Origin of the sequence: Microvirga alba, assembly GCF_015694465.1 — a bacterium.
GTDB lineage: Bacteria > Pseudomonadota > Alphaproteobacteria > Rhizobiales > Beijerinckiaceae > Microvirga > Microvirga alba.
The window spans coordinates 129146-143296 of sequence record NZ_JADQDO010000006.1 but is presented as its reverse complement, the minus strand read 5'-3'; the positions used below and the strand labels follow the sequence as shown (position 1 = coordinate 143296).

The window sequence follows — 14151 nt, the reverse complement described above, 5'->3', positions numbered from 1 at the left end:
AAATCCATGGGGAGGGGGCCGCACCCTTTCATCGCAGGCGGCCCTTCGCTATGGTCGCGCCTTCTGAGGCGGCTAGGAGCAGGCGATGGTGGACATCGCGACCAGGGTCTACAATCACACCTGGAAGATCGATCCGATTGTCCGGTCCGTTCTGGACACGGATTTCTATAAGCTCCTGATGGCGCAGACGATTTTCCGCCGGCACCGGGATGTTCAGGTGACGTTCGGCATTCAGAACCGCACGACCCGGATCCGTTTGGCCGACATCATCGATGCGGGTGAACTGAGAGAGCAGCTTGACCATGTGCGCTCCCTGACCCTCACGCGGGGTGAGTCCACCTGGCTGCGCGGCAACACTTTCTACGGCAAGCGGCAGATGTTCTCGCCGGAATTCATGGACTGGCTCGAAGGCTTCCGGTTCCCCGATTATCTGCTCGAGAAGCAGGACGGCCAATATGTCCTGACGTTCCATGGTCCCTGGATCGAGACGACCATGTGGGAGATCCCGGCTCTCGCCATCCTGAACGAATTGCGGTCGCGGGGTATCCTGAAAGGCATGGGGAAATTCGAGCTGCAGGTGCTCTATGCCCGCGCCATGACGCGGGTGTGGGAGAAGATCGAGCAGTTGAAGGCATTGCCCGGCATGTCCATCTCCGATTTCGGCACGCGCCGCCGCCACGGCTTTCTGTGGCAGGATTGGTGCGTGCAGGCGATGATAGAAGGCCTCGGCTCCTCGTTTCTGGGAACCTCGAACTGCCTCATTGCACTTCGGCGTGAGGTCGAGGCGGTCGGCACCAACGCGCACGAATTGCCGATGGTCTATACCGCGCTGACCGACACCGAAGCCGATATGGCGCAGGCGCCATATCGCGTGCTCGCCGATTGGCAGGAGGATTACGAGGGCAATCTCAGGATCATCCTGCCCGATACCTACGGCACGACGAATTTCCTGAAAAACGCTCCTGACTGGATTCCGTTCTGGACCGGTATTCGCATCGATTCCAAGGATCCGATCATCGGCGGTGAGGAAGCGATCGCGTGGTGGCGCTCGCGTGGCCAAGATCCGACCGAGAAACTCGCGATCTTTTCCGATGGCCTCGACGTGGACGTGATCCAGCGCATTCACAAGCACTTCCACGGCCGCATGCGCATTGGCTACGGCTGGGGTACGCTTCTGACGAACGATTTCCGTGGCTTCGTCCCCGATGGCGGGCTCGACCCGATTTCCATTGTCTGCAAGGTCATCTCGGCCGATGGCCGCCCGACCGTCAAAATTTCCGACAATCCGACCAAGGCCCTGGGGCCGAAGGCCGAGATCGAGCGCTACAAGCGCGTCTTCCATGTCGGCGCGCAGAGCGCACAACCGGTTCTGGTGTAATGAGCGTCACCATCGATTTGAATTGCGACATGGGCGAAGGCTTCGGCCCGTGGCCCATGGGCGATGACGACACCATGCTCGACATCGTCTCTTCGGCCAACATCGCGTGCGGCTTTCATGCGGGCGATCCGTCCATCATGTTTCGCACGGCGGAGACTGCGAAGCGCAAGGGCGTCGCCATCGGTGCGCATCCGGGCTTCAACGATCTGCAGGGCTTCGGCCGCCGCGTGATCCGTGGCGATAGCCCTGCGGACATCGAACGCATGATCGCGTATCAGATCGGCGCGCTACAGGCCGTCGGCGCTTTGGCCGGACATCGCGTGACCTATGTGAAGGCGCATGGTTCGCTCAACAACATGGCGAATGAGGATGAGGATTTGGCGCTTGCCATCGCTCGCGCCATCAAGGGCGTCGATGCGAACCTCATCAATGTATGTATGCCCGGCCTTCGAATGGAGACGGCGTCGAACAAGATCGGCGTGCGGGTCGCGCGGGAGTTTTTTGCCGACCGCACCTATGAGGACAACGGCACGCTATCCAGCCGCAAGAAGCCGGGATCCGTTCTGCACGATGCCGACGAGGCGGCGCAGCGTGTGTTGCGGACTTTGCAGGACAAGGCTGTCACGACAACCTCCGGCCGGCGTATCCCCATCGAGATCGATACGATCTGTGTTCATGGCGATGAGCCGAGCGCGGTCGCCATGGCACGAACGATCCGCGCGAAACTCGAAACCAACGGCGTTTCCATCGCGCCATTTTCGGGACGTTGAACGTGTCCTTCAAGGATCATTTTTCCGCCAGCTCCGCCGGCTACGCTGCCTACCGCCCGACCTATCCGCATACGCTTGTCGATTATCTGGCAAGCCTGTGCGCGAGAACCGATGTGGCGCTCGATGTCGGATGCGGAACGGGGCAGCTTTCCGTGCTGCTGGCGGATCGCTTCACACGCGTCATTGCCACCGATGCCAGCGCGCAGCAGATCGAAAAAGCAGAGCCGCATGCGCGCGTGGAATACCGTGTCGCGCCAGCGGAAAACAGCGGATTGCCTGACCAGTCCGTTGATCTTATCACTGCGGCGCAGGCCGCCCACTGGTTCGATCTTCCCGCCTTCTATGCGGAGGCGCGGCGCGTTGGAAAGCCGGGAGCGGTGCTCGCGCTCATCACCTATGGCGTCGTGCAAGCCGATCCGGACATCGATCCGGTCATTCAACATTTCTACAAGGCTGTGCTCGGTGCTCATTGGCCACCGGAGCGCCGCCATGTGGAAGTGGGCTATCGCTCGCTTGAATTTCCGTTCCACGAACTGACCGCGCCGCCCATGGCCATCGAGGTCGATTGGCGCGCCTCCGATCTCATCGGATATGCGGATACATGGTCTGCCGTGCGCGCGGCGGAAAAGGCGCTTGGCCGTGCGCCGATCGAGGCGTTCAAGCGGGACCTCATCGAGGCGTGGCGCGATCCTGAGATGCGCCGTATCATCCGGTTCCCGCTCTCGCTGCGCGTCGCGAAACTTTAGACCCGTTCAACGCGGTCTGATGCCGGCGATGATGGGTGCGGCGAGCGCTTCGATCTCGCCCGTCGTGCGGCCCGGCGGCGTGCGCTCGAAGATGCGAAGCTGGAGGATGCGTCCGCTCCCCTTGGGATCGATGCAGAACGCACCACGTTCATCGATGGTCGCCCAGGATTGTGAAGGTCCGCCGAGCGACAGGGTTTGATCGAATTTGTGACGATAGCGGGCACATGTCGCGCCCTGCCCGCGTAGAGCGGTCGCCTGCCGGACGCCGCGCGCACCTTTCGCCCAGGCGACGATGGCCGCCTGATCCGCGATAGGCCGAATGGGTCGGAAAACGGAAACCTGCACCTGAAGGCTACGGTCGCCATCCGCGCGCTCATAAGTGTGCAGCTCGCTTTCATTTTCTTCCGCATAGAGGCGCGCACGCCATCCGTCGCCGCGCGGCGGCGCATAGGTGAAGCCGCCGATTGCGACCGGGCTGCCGGCCTCCAAAGCGGCTGCCTCATGATCGGCAAGGGAAGTAGCGAGGAAGAGGCCGGCGATGAGCGCGGCGTGTCGACGAGCCGGAATTGGCATCAATCTCAATTCACCAGCTCCATGCGATTGACATCGACGAGCCCGTAATCGGTGATCTTGAGATGCGGGATCACCGGCAAGGGGAGGAAAGCGACCTGCAGGAACGGTTCCGGCAAGATGACGCCGAGCGCCTTGGCGGCTTCACGCAATGGATAGAGCGCATCTCGTACGCCCTCATAGGGCAGATCGCTCATGAGACCGGCGATAGGCAGCGCCAACTCGGCGCGGACGACGCCATCGGAGACAACGACGAACCCGCCTTGAATCTCGCGCAGCCGGTTGACGGCGACGGCCATGTCGGCGTCGCTCGCGCCCACGACGCAGATGTTGTGGCTGTCATGTCCGACGGAAGAGGCAATAGCGCCGCGCTTCATGCCGAAGCCGTTCACAAACCCCAAGCCGATATTGTGGTTGATGCCGTGGCGGGCCACCACGGCGACCTTGCCGACGTCTTGCTCGAGGTCGATCTGACGGGCACCGTTCTGAACGGGGAGGGTGAGACGCAGATCCTCCGTGATGATCTTGCCGGGAACGACACCGATGACACGGGCCTCGCCGGACGTTCCTTGAATCCGAAATTGATCGGCGCTGACGGCGTTTGACTTGACGCTGTTGAGGCCAACTGCCGTCACCAGCTCACGTGTCTCAAACAGCGCATCGTTCACTAACCGCCCGCCGGAAATCACGTCCGACACAGCGCAGGATTCAAGATCATCGAGCAGCACGATGTCCGCGCGTTTGCCGGGCGCAATCATGCCGCGATCGGTAAGGCCGAATGCCTGGGCCGCGCTGAGCGAGGCCGCGCGATAAACGGCGAGTGGTTCGCAGCCGAGTGAGATCAGCGTGCGGATCATATAATCGAGATGACCTTCCTCGGCGATGTCGAGCGGATTGCGGTCATCCGTGCAGAGCGCGAGGAACGGCGAGGTCGGTACGGAGAGAACGGATGCGAGCGCATGCATGTCTTTCGACACGGAGCCTTCGCGGATCAATACCGTCATGCCTTTCCTGATTTTCTCCAAGGCCTCGTCCGCCGTGGTCGTCTCGTGATCGGTGCGGATTCCAGCCGCGAGATAACCATTGAGGTCAAGGCCGCGCAGCAGCGGCGCGTGGCCATCGATATGACGCCCGGCAAAGGCCTCGATCTTGGCGAGGCACGCCGGGTCGGCAGCAAGCACGCCGGGAAAGTTCATGAACTCGGCCAAGCCGATCACCTTGCGATGATCGCGGTAGCGCATGAGGTCTGAAGCCTCGATGCGGGCGCCCGCCGTTTCCAAATGGGTTGCAGGCACGCAGCTAGATAACTGCACCCGCAGGTCCATGATCGTGCGCTCGGCGCAGGCCAGAAAATAGTCGAAGGCGGCGGTCCCGATCACATTCGCCATCTCATGCGGATCGCAGATGGCCGTCGTCACGCCACGCGGGAGAACGCAGCGGTCGAACTCGAACGGCGTGACGAGGGAGGATTCCACATGCAGGTGAGTGTCGATGAAACCGGGCACCGCGATGCGCCCGCGCCCGTCGATGGTACGGGCGCTCCGATACCGTCCGTACGTCCCCACGATCGTGTCGCCGCAAATGGCGATGTCGGTGCGCGTGAGCGCTCCGGTCACGAGATCGAACAGGCGCACGTCGGTAATGACGAGGTCCGCGGGGGAGGAGCCACGGCCCTGCGCGATGCGGGCTGCGATGGCCGTGGCGTCAGTCTGTCTCGTCATGCTGTTCGATGGCCCTCACCAACTTCGGCGCTCTCCATTGTCGATATGGATGATACCGTTTCGATATATCTTAAGGCCGCCGACTTCGGGACGCGAGCGCAAATACGCCATCAGACCGCTAGTCCGTGAGTGGACTCTGAAGTCGATGGCCCGGCACGAAAGGTGCAGGGAATGGGGCGCTCCGCCCGCGCGCCAGTTATGGCTGCCGGTTCTGTGAGTGGACTCGACGCTGACGGTCCCGAACTTTGCGGCGATATCCCCGACGACCTCCCGCAAATCGCCAGGAAGGCATTTCGTGGGGGCGCTGGCCTGCACGGTGATGGAGCCTTGTTCGACATAGGCATAGAAACCGGACAGGTTCCTTGGGGCCTGTGTGGCCGAACTTGGACGGCCTCCCTTCGCGGCCGGGTTCATGACGCTGTCCGTCGACGGGAGGCTTGCGTATCGGGCTGGCGGCTCCTCATTTTCGGCCTGAGCAGTTGCAACGGCTAGTCCTGAAACAAGCGCGCTGGCTACGAACACAAGCCAAGGCACTCGATACACTCGAGGGTTGGTGCTCATCGGGTTTTCTCCCCGTCTTGAGCCCCCATATGCGAATGACCGCGTGCAACGGTTCAGCCGCGATGGCTTTTGCCTGTTTTGGCCAGTTTCCTGGCAGCTTGGCCCCCGTCCCAGCGCAGCTAACTAAACCCAGAGTTTAGGAAGACAAGTATGCAATCGAGGTATTAATGGGTTGAGGGGGGACAAGGCATGGGAAAACAAAGCAATTCCTGGGATTCCATAGTCCGAAATTGTCACATTTTCTTCGAAACAATATTTCAAAATACTTCAACTTGCGAAGCGCGGAGACGATACACACATCCCGTTTCAGCGTGCCGTCGTGACGGCGTGGAGAAGAAGGAATGACCGCGTCCCGTGCTGCGTTTTTTGAAACCGTCAAGGCCGCCGGCCCAAGCCGGGCGGACGCCATTGCACGCGTAACGCTGGTCGCGACGCTCCTGGACAACGCGTTCTACATTCCCGGCCTGAAGCGGCGCGTGGGGCTCGATGCGGTGATCGGCCTTGCCCCCGGCGTCGGCGATCTGATCGCCGCGGCCCTCGGCGGCTACATCATCTGGGAGGCGCGACGGCTGGGCCTGCCGCGCCGCAAGATTGCGCGGATGATGGCCAATCTGGCTTTTGACACCGCCATTGGCGCCATCCCGGTCGCGGGCGACGCCTTCGACATCTTTTTCAAATCGAACATGCGCAACCTGCGCATTATTCAGGAACACTTCCGGCTGCCGAAACGCGGGCCGCGGGAAATCGAGGGAACGGCGATCCGCGTCGACGAGCGTTAGGCCTTGCCGGACAAAAAGGCGCGGTCTGAACCGCGCCGTTCGTTACCGATGGCTCGAAATAAACTGCTTGAAGCGTTCCGATTTCGGAGCGCCGAAGACCTCGGCGGGTGGGCCTTCTTCTTCAACCACACCCTTGTGCAGAAACACGACCCGGTTCGACACGTCGCGGGCAAAGCCCATCTCGTGGGTCACGACGAGCATCGTGCGGCCTTCCTCGGCAAGCGAGCGCATGACGCGCAAGACCTCGCCGACGAGTTCCGGATCGAGTGCCGACGTCGGCTCGTCGAACAGCATCACGTTGGGCCGCATCGCAAGCGCGCGCGCGATCGCGGCGCGCTGTTGCTGGCCGCCTGAAAGGTGAGAGGGATACTGATTGCGCTTGTCGGCGATACCGACCTTTGCCAGCAATGCCTCGGCCTCCGCGATACACTCGGCCTTCGGGCGCTTCTGCACATGGACTGGCGCTTCGATCACGTTCTCAAGAATGGTCATGTGGGACCAGAGATTGAAGCTCTGGAACACCATGGCGACGCGGGAGCGGATGCGATCGACCTGCCCCTGGTCCGCGGGCTCCGCCCCACGGCGGCCCTTCTTCAGTTTGATCGTCTCGCCGCCGATGCGGATGTCGCCGGAATCCGGCACCTCGAGCATGTTGATGCAGCGAAGCATCGTGGATTTGCCTGAACCCGAAGCGCCGAGGATCGAGATGACGTCGCCCTCCTTCGCGTCGAGCGACACGCCCTTGAGGACTTCGAGCGATCCGAAGCTCTTGCGGAGTTCGCGAATGGAAACGGCGGGGTTTGTCTCAGATGACACGGATTTGACTCCACTAGACATGGACAGCATCCAGGGCTGGCTTCACGGCTGGAGGGTGGCGCAAATGGGGTGAGAGCCACCATTCGATCGCCATGATGATGCGCGTGATGGTGAAGTTGAGGATCAGATAGATCACGCCGGCGACGACGAAGACTTCGACTGCGCGGAAGGTCTGCGAGATCAGCTTCGCGGCAATGCCGGTCACTTCCATCATCGTGATGATCGACGCCAGCGACGTCGCCTTCACCATCAGGATGAGCTCGCTGCCATAAGCCGGAAGCGCCTGACGGACGGCGATCGGGAAGACGATGCGGCGGAAGAGCAGGAAGCCCGACATGCCGCAGGCGCGAGCGGCCTCGACCTGTTGATGCGGCACCGCCTGCAAGCCGCCGCGAATGATCTCGCTGGCATAGGCGGCGGTGTTCAGCGTCAGGGCCAGCACGGCGCACCAATAGGGCTCGCGGAAGAAGCCCCACAATCCCCATTCCTGCAAGGTCGGACGGAACTGGCCGAGGCCGTAATAGATCAGAAAGATCTGCACGAGCAGCGGCGAGCCGCGGAACACGAAGACATAGGCTTGGGCGAAGGCGTCGAGCACGCGGATGCCGGACATCCGCATGAGCGCAAGGACATGGCGAAGACAGCGCCGAAGGCGACCGACGTGAAGGCCAGATTCAACGTCAGCGGCACGCCGCTCAAGAGGCGCAGGAAGGTTTCCTGCATAAACTCGAAATCCATCAGGATGCCCTCCGGATGCCGCGCATCGAATGGGTTTCCGCACGCTGGAACAGGTAAGTCGAAACCCAGGTGATGAGCAGATAGAGAACTGCCGCGGTGAGATAGAAATCGAAGGGGCGACGTGTGGAACCCGCTGCGATGTGCGACTGGCGCAGCAGTTCGACGAGGCCGGTGACGGAGATCAACGCCGATTCCTTCAGCACCAGCTGCCAAGTGTTGCCGAGGCCGGGAATGGCGAAGCGCAGCACCTGTGGAGCGATGACGCGGCGGAACATCAGCCAGCGATGCATGCCGACCGAACGGGCCGCCTCGATTTCACCGCGGCTCACCACCTGATAGGCGCCGCGAAACACCTCGGCCTGATAGGCCCCGGAGACGATGCCGATGGCGAGCGCGCCGGTGAGAAAGGCCGGTACGCCGATGAAGCCTTCAGCACCGAACAGGCTGCCGATGGCGCCCAGCGCCGCGCTGCCGCCGAAATAGAACAGGTAGATGACGAGAAGATCGGGAATACCGCGAAGGATGGTCGTGTACCCATCCGCGATGCTTCTTGCTGTAAGGCTTCTGGAGAGTTTCGCCCAGGCCACGAACGTGCCGACGACGGAACCCATCAGGAAGCCGCAAAGGGCGACGGCGAGCGTCATGCCCGTCGCCGTAAGGAGGGCCAGGCCCCAGCCGTTGGGGCCGAAGCCGACGAGCTCGAAATAGCTCAGTTGCTGCACGCTTGAAAATTCCTGCTAGGTGTCATCCTCGTCTGGCGAGGATGACAGTTTGCGGAAAGATCGTGTTCGCTTCAGAGCGTTAGCTCTGGGGCGACATGTCGACCTTGAACCACTTTTCCGTGAGCTTCTGAATCGTGCCGTCCTTGATCGCGTCCTGAATGGCCGCGTCGAACTGGCCCTTGAGCTCTGCGTCGCCCTTGCGGAGGCCGACCGCGACGCCGCGGCCGAGAACGCCGCCCGAGAAGCCCGCGCCGGCGATCGCCATGTTCTTGAATTCAGGCTGATCGAGGGTCGCCTTCATCGAGGAATGCGCGGCGAAGATTGCGTCCACGCGACCGGCCGCCAGATCCAGATCGTGCTGCTCGGTGGTCTTGTACTCGCGGATCGTGATCACATCCTTGAGGTGCTTCTCGAGAAACTGGGAATTCACCGTCGAGCCCTGAACGCCGACGGTTTTGCCCTTCAGGAGGGTCTTCCAATCGTCGAGAATCTTTTGAGCGCCCGCCGGATCCTTATCCAGATTCGCGCGCTGCCCGAGACCCGCGAGTTTCGCGAGGGGGGAATCCTTCATCGTCGCGAAGCCATGGAGGCCGGAGGCGTAGGGGCGCGTGAAGTCGATGACTTCGAGGCGCTTGTCCGTGATGTTCATGCCGGCCATGATGGCATCGTATTTCTTGGCGTTGAGCGCCGGAATGATGCCGTCCCAGTCCTGGGACACGATCTCGCACTTGACCTTCATGCGGGCGCAGAGGTCGTTGGCGAGGTCGATCTCGAACCCTTCGAGCTTGCCGCCGGCGCCCGTGAAATTCCACGGGGCATAGGCGCCCTCGGTGGCGATCTTGACCGTTTTGCCCTGCGCCATCGCTCCGCCAATGGCGAAAGCGGAGGCCAGCAGACCGAGGCCGATTGCCTTGAACAGTTTCATCGTCGTTCCCTGGTTATAGCTTCGTTTGAGCCACTTGTCCGACCGCGGCACGGCTAAGGCCAGCCAAGGATCGGCACCAAAAGCTAACATTCAAAAGCTAAGCCAGCGCAAGTCCCAATCACGCCGAATAATCTGAATAGACTGACGTTTTCGGTCGCACTTCGCCTTTGCGCATACGAAAAAGGGCGCGGTCGAAACCGCGCCCTCCTTGTTGTTGATAGCCGGATCAGCTCTTCGGGGTGGTATCGATCTTGAACCACTTCATGGAGAGCTTCTGGATGGTGCCGTCCTTGATGGCGCCCTGAATGGCCTCGCTGAAGGCCTTCTTCAGGTCCTGGTCTTCCTTGCGGAGACCGACGCCGACGCCGAGACCGAGCATGCCGCCGGTAATGGAGGGGCCAACCAGGGCGTAGTCCTTGAACTCGGGCTTCTCGAGGGTGCCGATGATGCCCGTCGCGTCGGCCAGGATCGCGTCGATGCGGCCGGCGGCGAGATCGAGGTCATGGGCCTCGGTGGTCTTGTACTCGCGGACCTCGGCCGTACCCTTCAGGTACTTGTCGGCGAAGTTGGAGTGGATCGTCGAACCCTGGACGCCGACGGTCTTGCCCTTCAGGAGCGGCTTGATCGCATCGATGGCCTTCTCGGCATCAGCCTGCTGGGTGCCGAGGTTGAAGGCCTGGCCGGTGCCCGGCATCTTGGCCAGCGGCGAGTTCTTCGCGACGAGGAAGCCATTCGGGGAGTTGGCATAGGGGCCGGCGAAATCGATGACCTTCTTGCGGTCGTCGGTGATGCTCATGCCGGCCATGATGGCATCGTATTTCTTGGCGTTGAGCGCCGGAATGATGCCGTCCCAGTCCTGGGCCACAACTTCGCACTTGACCTTCATGCGGGCGCAGAGGTCGTTGGCGAGGTCGATTTCGAACCCTTCAAGCTTGCCGCCGGCGCCCGTGAAATTCCACGGAGCATAAGCGCCTTCGGTGGCGATCTTCACCGTCTTGCCCTGGGCCGCCGCGCCGCCGATGGCGAGAGCGGACCCGACGAGAGCCAGACTGACGGTTTTGAAGAACTTCATAATTGTTCCCTTATTTTGAGAGGCCCGTGCTTAAAGCCGGACCTTGTTTCCCGCGATCGTCGAGATCGCGCCGAAACGCAGTAACGGTCAAACCAACCAAAAAGGCAAGCCTCGGTTGCACGGCTAAACGACTCTTAAGCTGATCTCGCCCAGGCCCTCGATCGAGCCGATCATGGTCTGACCTTGCGTCACCGAACCGACGCCATCCGGCGTGCCGGAGAAGATCACGTCACCGGGAGCGAGCTCGAAATAGGACGATAGATAGGAAATTTGTTCGGCGACGGACCAGATCATGTCCGATAGCTCCGCCTTCTGACGCTGGGCTCCATCCACGCTGAGCGAAATCGTTCCGCCCTTCGGGTGGCCGATGCGGGAGGCCGGAAAGAGAGGTCCGACCGGTCCCGAATGGTCGGCGGACTTGCCCAGTTCCCAAGGGCGGCGAAGCTGCTTTGCCTCGTCCTGCAGGTCGCGGCGGGTCATATCGAGGCCGACAGCGTAGCCGAAGACATGGTCGAGTGCCTGGGACACCGGAATGTCGCGTCCGCCTTGCGAAAGGGCCACCACCATCTCGATCTCGAAATGATAGTTTTGGGTCTTTGGCGGATAGGGGTGATCGACGATCTGTCCCGGCGGCACGACCTGGAGCGCGTCCGCTGGTTTCATGAAGAAGAACGGCGGCTCGCGGGTCGGGTCTCCCCCCATCTCTCGCGCATGAGCGGCGTAATTGCGCCCAACGCAATAGACGCGCCTCACGGGGAAAAGGTCGCTCGAATCGGCGATCGCAAGGGCAGGGATCTGGGGAGCAGGAATGACGTAGCTCATCTGGAATCCGCGAAAATTCTTGGGGCCATGGGGTGGGAGCCCAGCCTTCCTGTTAGGCATGCCGGACTTATCTCTTCCTACACCTTGCGGTCCGCGCCACAAGACGCAATGACTAGGCTCCGCTGCAAGGAGTGAGGATGGCGACCCAGTCAGCTGCAGGAGCGGCCCTCATCGAGACCCTGACCGCAAGGCTCGGGGCGACCTCCGTTTTGACCGAGGCGGGGGCGATAGAGCCCTATCTCGTGGAGACGCGCGGTCTTTACCGCGGGAGTGCGTTGGCGGTCGTGCGGCCGCGTGACCGGGAGGAGGTAGCCTTCGTTGTCAGCGAGTGCGCGCGGGCCGGCATTCCGATCGTTCCCCAGGGTGGCAATACGGGTCTGGTCGGCGGAGGTGTGCCCTTTGGCGGGGTGGTGCTGTCCCTCGCACGCCTCGACCGCGTTCGCGAGATAGATGGTTCGAACGCTACGATCACCGTCGAGGCCGGGTGCATCCTCAGATCCGTGCAGGATGCCGCTGACGCGGCCGGGTATCTTTTTCCCCTATCGCTTGCTTCGGAAGGGTCCTGCCGCATTGGCGGCAACCTTGCGACCAATGCGGGCGGCACGGCCGTCCTGCGTTACGGCAATATGCGTGAATTGACGCTCGGCCTTGAGGTCGTGCTGGCCGACGGACGCGTTTGGAATGGCCTGAAGGGACTGCGCAAAGACAACACCGGCTACGACCTGCGCGATCTGTTCATCGGCTCGGAGGGAACGCTTGGCGTCATCACTGCGGCGGTGCTGAAGCTCTTCCCCAAACCGCAGGCTCGGGTGACCGCCTTCGTGGCGACAGCCTCGCCGCATCAGGCGCTCAGGCTGTTCGAGCGGCTGCGGGAGGGCGCTGGCGATCAGCTCACGGCCTTTGAATATATGCCGGATTTCGGGCTTGAGATCGTGCTCAAGCACAAGCCCGGCGCCGTGCGCCCACTGACCGGCCGCCATGCTTCCTATGCTTTGATCGAGCTCTCCTCTCCGCAGAAGGACGCCGATTTGCAGGGCCGCCTGGAAACGATCCTCGGGGCGGCCATGGAAGATGGTCTCGTCGACGATGCGGTGCTGGGCGCGAGCGAAGCTCAGAGCCTCGCGCTCTGGTCATTGCGTGAAAGCCTGTCGGAGGTGCAGCGCCTCGAAGGCGGCTCGATCAAGCACGACGTCGCCGTGCCGGTGTCGCGTGTGGCCGAGTTCATCGAGGTCGCGACGAAAGCCTGCGAAGCCGATATGCCGGGTGTACGCGTCTGCGCCTTCGGCCATTTCGGCGACGGCAACATTCACTTCAATCTGTCCCAGCCGGTCCATATGGACAAGCAGGCTTTCCTCGCTGAATGGGGCCGGTTCAACCATATGGTCCACGATATCGTGCACGCCATGAATGGCTCGATCTCGGCAGAGCACGGGATCGGTCTCATCAAGCGGGACGAACTCAGCCTCTACAAGGACCCCGTTGCGCTCGACCTGATGCGCACCCTCAAGCAAACCCTCGATCCGCACAACATTCTCAATCCCGGCAAGGTCGTCGCCATCGGCGACCACAGCCCTGCATCGTTCCCGGCTCCATCAGGACAATCATGACATCAATAGATCTTCTGGCTTTCGGCGAACCCTTGATGGAATTCGCCGAGGTCGAGCGCCAAGGCGAGCGCCTCTATCTGCCGGGCTTTGGCGGCGACGTCTCGAACACCGCCGTCGCGGCCGCGCGACAGGGCGCGAAGGTCGCGATCTTCACCGCTCTCGGCGGCGACTCGTTCGGGCAGGATTTTCTCAAGCTTTGGGATCGCGAAGGCGTCGATCGCTCATCGGTGATCGTGCGGAAGGATGGGCGCACGGGGGCTTACTTCATCAGCTACGGTGAGGAGGGGCATGTCTTCTCCTATGCGCGTGCCGGATCCGCCGCGAGCCTCGTCTCCGTGGGCGAATTGCCGGTGGCAAAGATCGCGGCGTCGCGCGTGCTGCACGTGTCGGGCATCAGTCAGGCGATCTCCGAGAGTTGCGCCGATGCAGGCTTCGCCGCCATCCGTCACGCGAAGGCGAACGGCACGGTCGTCAGTTACGACACCAATCTGCGCCTGCGGCTCTGGCCGCTCGACCGGGCGCGCGCGATCATTCACGGCGCGGTCGCTCTCGCGGACATCGCATTGCCGGGGCTCGATGACGCTCAACAACTGACCGGGCTCGATCGTCCGGAGGATGTCTGCGCCTTCTATCTCGGGCTCGGTTGTCGGATCGTCGCGCTCACCATGGGCAAGTCGGGAACCATGGTCGCGACCGCCGATCGCCTGGAAGTCATCCCCGCCCGCCCGGTTTCGGCGATCGATGCGACCGGGGCTGGCGATACGTTCGACGGCGCTTTCCTTGCCGAATGGCTGGTCCACGGCGATGCGTTCCGCGCGGCTGCGTATGCGAACGCCGCGGCGGCGCTGTCGACTCTCGGACAAGGCGCGGTCGCGCCGATGCCGCAGCGCGCCCAGGTCGAAGCCTTTCTTGGAAAGTGACGGC

The 14151-nt window shown here is 62.2% G+C and carries 14 protein-coding genes and 1 pseudogene; 6 read left to right on the top strand and 9 right to left on the bottom strand.

The window, feature by feature from the left end:
- Positions 1-85: 85 nt before the first annotated feature.
- Genes pncB through I2H38_RS13520 form a run of 3 tightly spaced genes read left to right on the top strand, consistent with a single transcriptional unit; the run spans position 86 to position 2894 of the window.
- Positions 86-1378, top strand: coding sequence for a nicotinate phosphoribosyltransferase (gene pncB, locus I2H38_RS13530; RefSeq protein WP_196272387.1), 1293 nt, complete (start codon positions 86-88; stop codon positions 1376-1378).
- Positions 1378-2148: a LamB/YcsF family protein gene (locus I2H38_RS13525; protein WP_196272386.1), complete on the top strand. Its 771-nt coding sequence runs from the start codon at positions 1378-1380 to the stop codon at positions 2146-2148. Before pncB ends, I2H38_RS13525 begins: the two co-directional genes overlap by 1 nt.
- Before the next feature lie 2 nt (positions 2149-2150).
- The gene (locus tag I2H38_RS13520) at positions 2151-2894 is read left to right on the top strand and encodes a class I SAM-dependent methyltransferase (protein ID WP_324617399.1); all 744 of its coding nucleotides are present in this window, start codon (positions 2151-2153) and stop codon (positions 2892-2894) included.
- Positions 2895-2900: 6 nt separating this feature from the next.
- On the opposite strand, the gene I2H38_RS13515 is transcribed toward I2H38_RS13520, so the two are convergent.
- The 3 genes from I2H38_RS13515 to I2H38_RS21515 are packed head-to-tail and all read right to left on the bottom strand — an operon-like array spanning position 2901 to position 5599.
- Positions 2901-3467: a hypothetical protein gene (locus I2H38_RS13515; RefSeq protein WP_196272384.1), complete on the bottom strand. Its 567-nt coding sequence runs from the start codon at positions 3465-3467 to the stop codon at positions 2901-2903.
- Between the two features lie 5 nt (positions 3468-3472).
- Complete coding sequence (ade, locus tag I2H38_RS13510; RefSeq protein ID WP_196272383.1) at positions 3473-5185, bottom strand: adenine deaminase; 1713 nt, start codon at positions 5183-5185, stop codon at positions 3473-3475.
- A 15-nt stretch (positions 5186-5200) separates the two neighbouring features.
- Positions 5201-5599 carry a YcbK family protein gene (locus I2H38_RS21515; RefSeq protein ID WP_196272382.1) on the bottom strand — a complete coding sequence of 133 codons (399 nt, stop codon included), beginning with the start codon at positions 5597-5599 and terminating at the stop codon, positions 5201-5203.
- A gap of 488 nt (positions 5600-6087) precedes the next feature.
- Between I2H38_RS21515 and I2H38_RS13500 the strand changes: the two genes are divergently transcribed.
- Positions 6088-6525, top strand: coding sequence for a DUF4112 domain-containing protein (locus I2H38_RS13500; RefSeq protein ID WP_196272381.1), 438 nt, complete (start codon positions 6088-6090; stop codon positions 6523-6525).
- Between the two features lie 42 nt (positions 6526-6567).
- On the opposite strand, the gene I2H38_RS13495 is transcribed toward I2H38_RS13500, so the two are convergent.
- The 6 genes and pseudogenes from I2H38_RS13495 to I2H38_RS13470 all read right to left on the bottom strand — a co-directional run bounded on the left by I2H38_RS13495 (position 6568) and on the right by I2H38_RS13470 (position 11620).
- Entirely contained in the window at positions 6568-7362 is a 795-nt protein-coding gene (locus I2H38_RS13495; protein ID WP_196272380.1) for an ABC transporter ATP-binding protein, read from the bottom strand.
- Positions 7355-8079: pseudogene (locus I2H38_RS13490) on the bottom strand (ABC transporter permease). Before I2H38_RS13490 ends, I2H38_RS13495 begins: the two are co-directional and overlap by 8 nt.
- Entirely contained in the window at positions 8079-8801 is a 723-nt protein-coding gene (locus I2H38_RS13485; RefSeq protein WP_196272379.1) for an ABC transporter permease, read from the bottom strand. The pseudogene I2H38_RS13490 and the gene I2H38_RS13485 overlap by 1 nt, the downstream one beginning before the upstream one ends.
- Before the next feature lie 79 nt (positions 8802-8880).
- Entirely contained in the window at positions 8881-9726 is an 846-nt protein-coding gene (locus I2H38_RS13480; protein WP_196272378.1) for a lysine/arginine/ornithine ABC transporter substrate-binding protein, read from the bottom strand.
- Between the two features lie 226 nt (positions 9727-9952).
- A complete protein-coding gene (locus I2H38_RS13475) occupies positions 9953-10798 on the bottom strand; it encodes a lysine/arginine/ornithine ABC transporter substrate-binding protein (RefSeq protein ID WP_196272377.1) in 846 nt (281 codons plus the stop codon).
- Between the two features lie 123 nt (positions 10799-10921).
- Positions 10922-11620 carry a fumarylacetoacetate hydrolase family protein gene (locus I2H38_RS13470; RefSeq protein ID WP_196272376.1) on the bottom strand — a complete coding sequence of 233 codons (699 nt, stop codon included), beginning with the start codon at positions 11618-11620 and terminating at the stop codon, positions 10922-10924.
- A 137-nt stretch (positions 11621-11757) separates the two neighbouring features.
- On the opposite strand from I2H38_RS13470, the gene I2H38_RS13465 reads away from it, so the two are divergent.
- Positions 11758-13227, top strand: a complete 1470-nt coding sequence (locus I2H38_RS13465) for an FAD-binding oxidoreductase (protein ID WP_196272375.1) — start codon at positions 11758-11760, stop codon at positions 13225-13227.
- Positions 13224-14147: a sugar kinase gene (locus tag I2H38_RS13460; RefSeq protein ID WP_196272374.1), complete on the top strand. Its 924-nt coding sequence runs from the start codon at positions 13224-13226 to the stop codon at positions 14145-14147. Before I2H38_RS13465 ends, I2H38_RS13460 begins: the two co-directional genes overlap by 4 nt.
- The last annotated feature ends 4 nt before the right edge of the window (positions 14148-14151 follow it).

What these genes read in the sequence shown, in the direction of transcription:
- pncB (WP_196272387.1), top strand. Translation starts at nt 86, where the DNA reads ATGGTGGACATCGCGACCAGGGTCTACAATCACACCTGGAAGATCGAT.
- I2H38_RS13525 (WP_196272386.1), top strand. Translation starts at nt 1,378, where the DNA reads ATGAGCGTCACCATCGATTTGAATTGCGACATGGGCGAAGGCTTCGGC.
- I2H38_RS13515 (WP_196272384.1), bottom strand. Translation starts at nt 3,467, where the DNA reads ATGCCAATTCCGGCTCGTCGACACGCCGCGCTCATCGCCGGCCTCTTC.
- ade (WP_196272383.1), bottom strand. Translation starts at nt 5,185, where the DNA reads ATGACGAGACAGACTGACGCCACGGCCATCGCAGCCCGCATCGCGCAG.
- I2H38_RS21515 (WP_196272382.1), bottom strand. Translation starts at nt 5,599, where the DNA reads ATGAACCCGGCCGCGAAGGGAGGCCGTCCAAGTTCGGCCACACAGGCC.
- I2H38_RS13500 (WP_196272381.1), top strand. Translation starts at nt 6,088, where the DNA reads ATGACCGCGTCCCGTGCTGCGTTTTTTGAAACCGTCAAGGCCGCCGGC.
- I2H38_RS13495 (WP_196272380.1), bottom strand. Translation starts at nt 7,362, where the DNA reads ATGTCTAGTGGAGTCAAATCCGTGTCATCTGAGACAAACCCCGCCGTT.
- I2H38_RS13480 (WP_196272378.1), bottom strand. Translation starts at nt 9,726, where the DNA reads ATGAAACTGTTCAAGGCAATCGGCCTCGGTCTGCTGGCCTCCGCTTTC.
- I2H38_RS13475 (WP_196272377.1), bottom strand. Translation starts at nt 10,798, where the DNA reads ATGAAGTTCTTCAAAACCGTCAGTCTGGCTCTCGTCGGGTCCGCTCTC.
- I2H38_RS13470 (WP_196272376.1), bottom strand. Translation starts at nt 11,620, where the DNA reads ATGAGCTACGTCATTCCTGCTCCCCAGATCCCTGCCCTTGCGATCGCC.
- I2H38_RS13465 (WP_196272375.1), top strand. Translation starts at nt 11,758, where the DNA reads ATGGCGACCCAGTCAGCTGCAGGAGCGGCCCTCATCGAGACCCTGACC.
- I2H38_RS13460 (WP_196272374.1), top strand. Translation starts at nt 13,224, where the DNA reads ATGACATCAATAGATCTTCTGGCTTTCGGCGAACCCTTGATGGAATTC.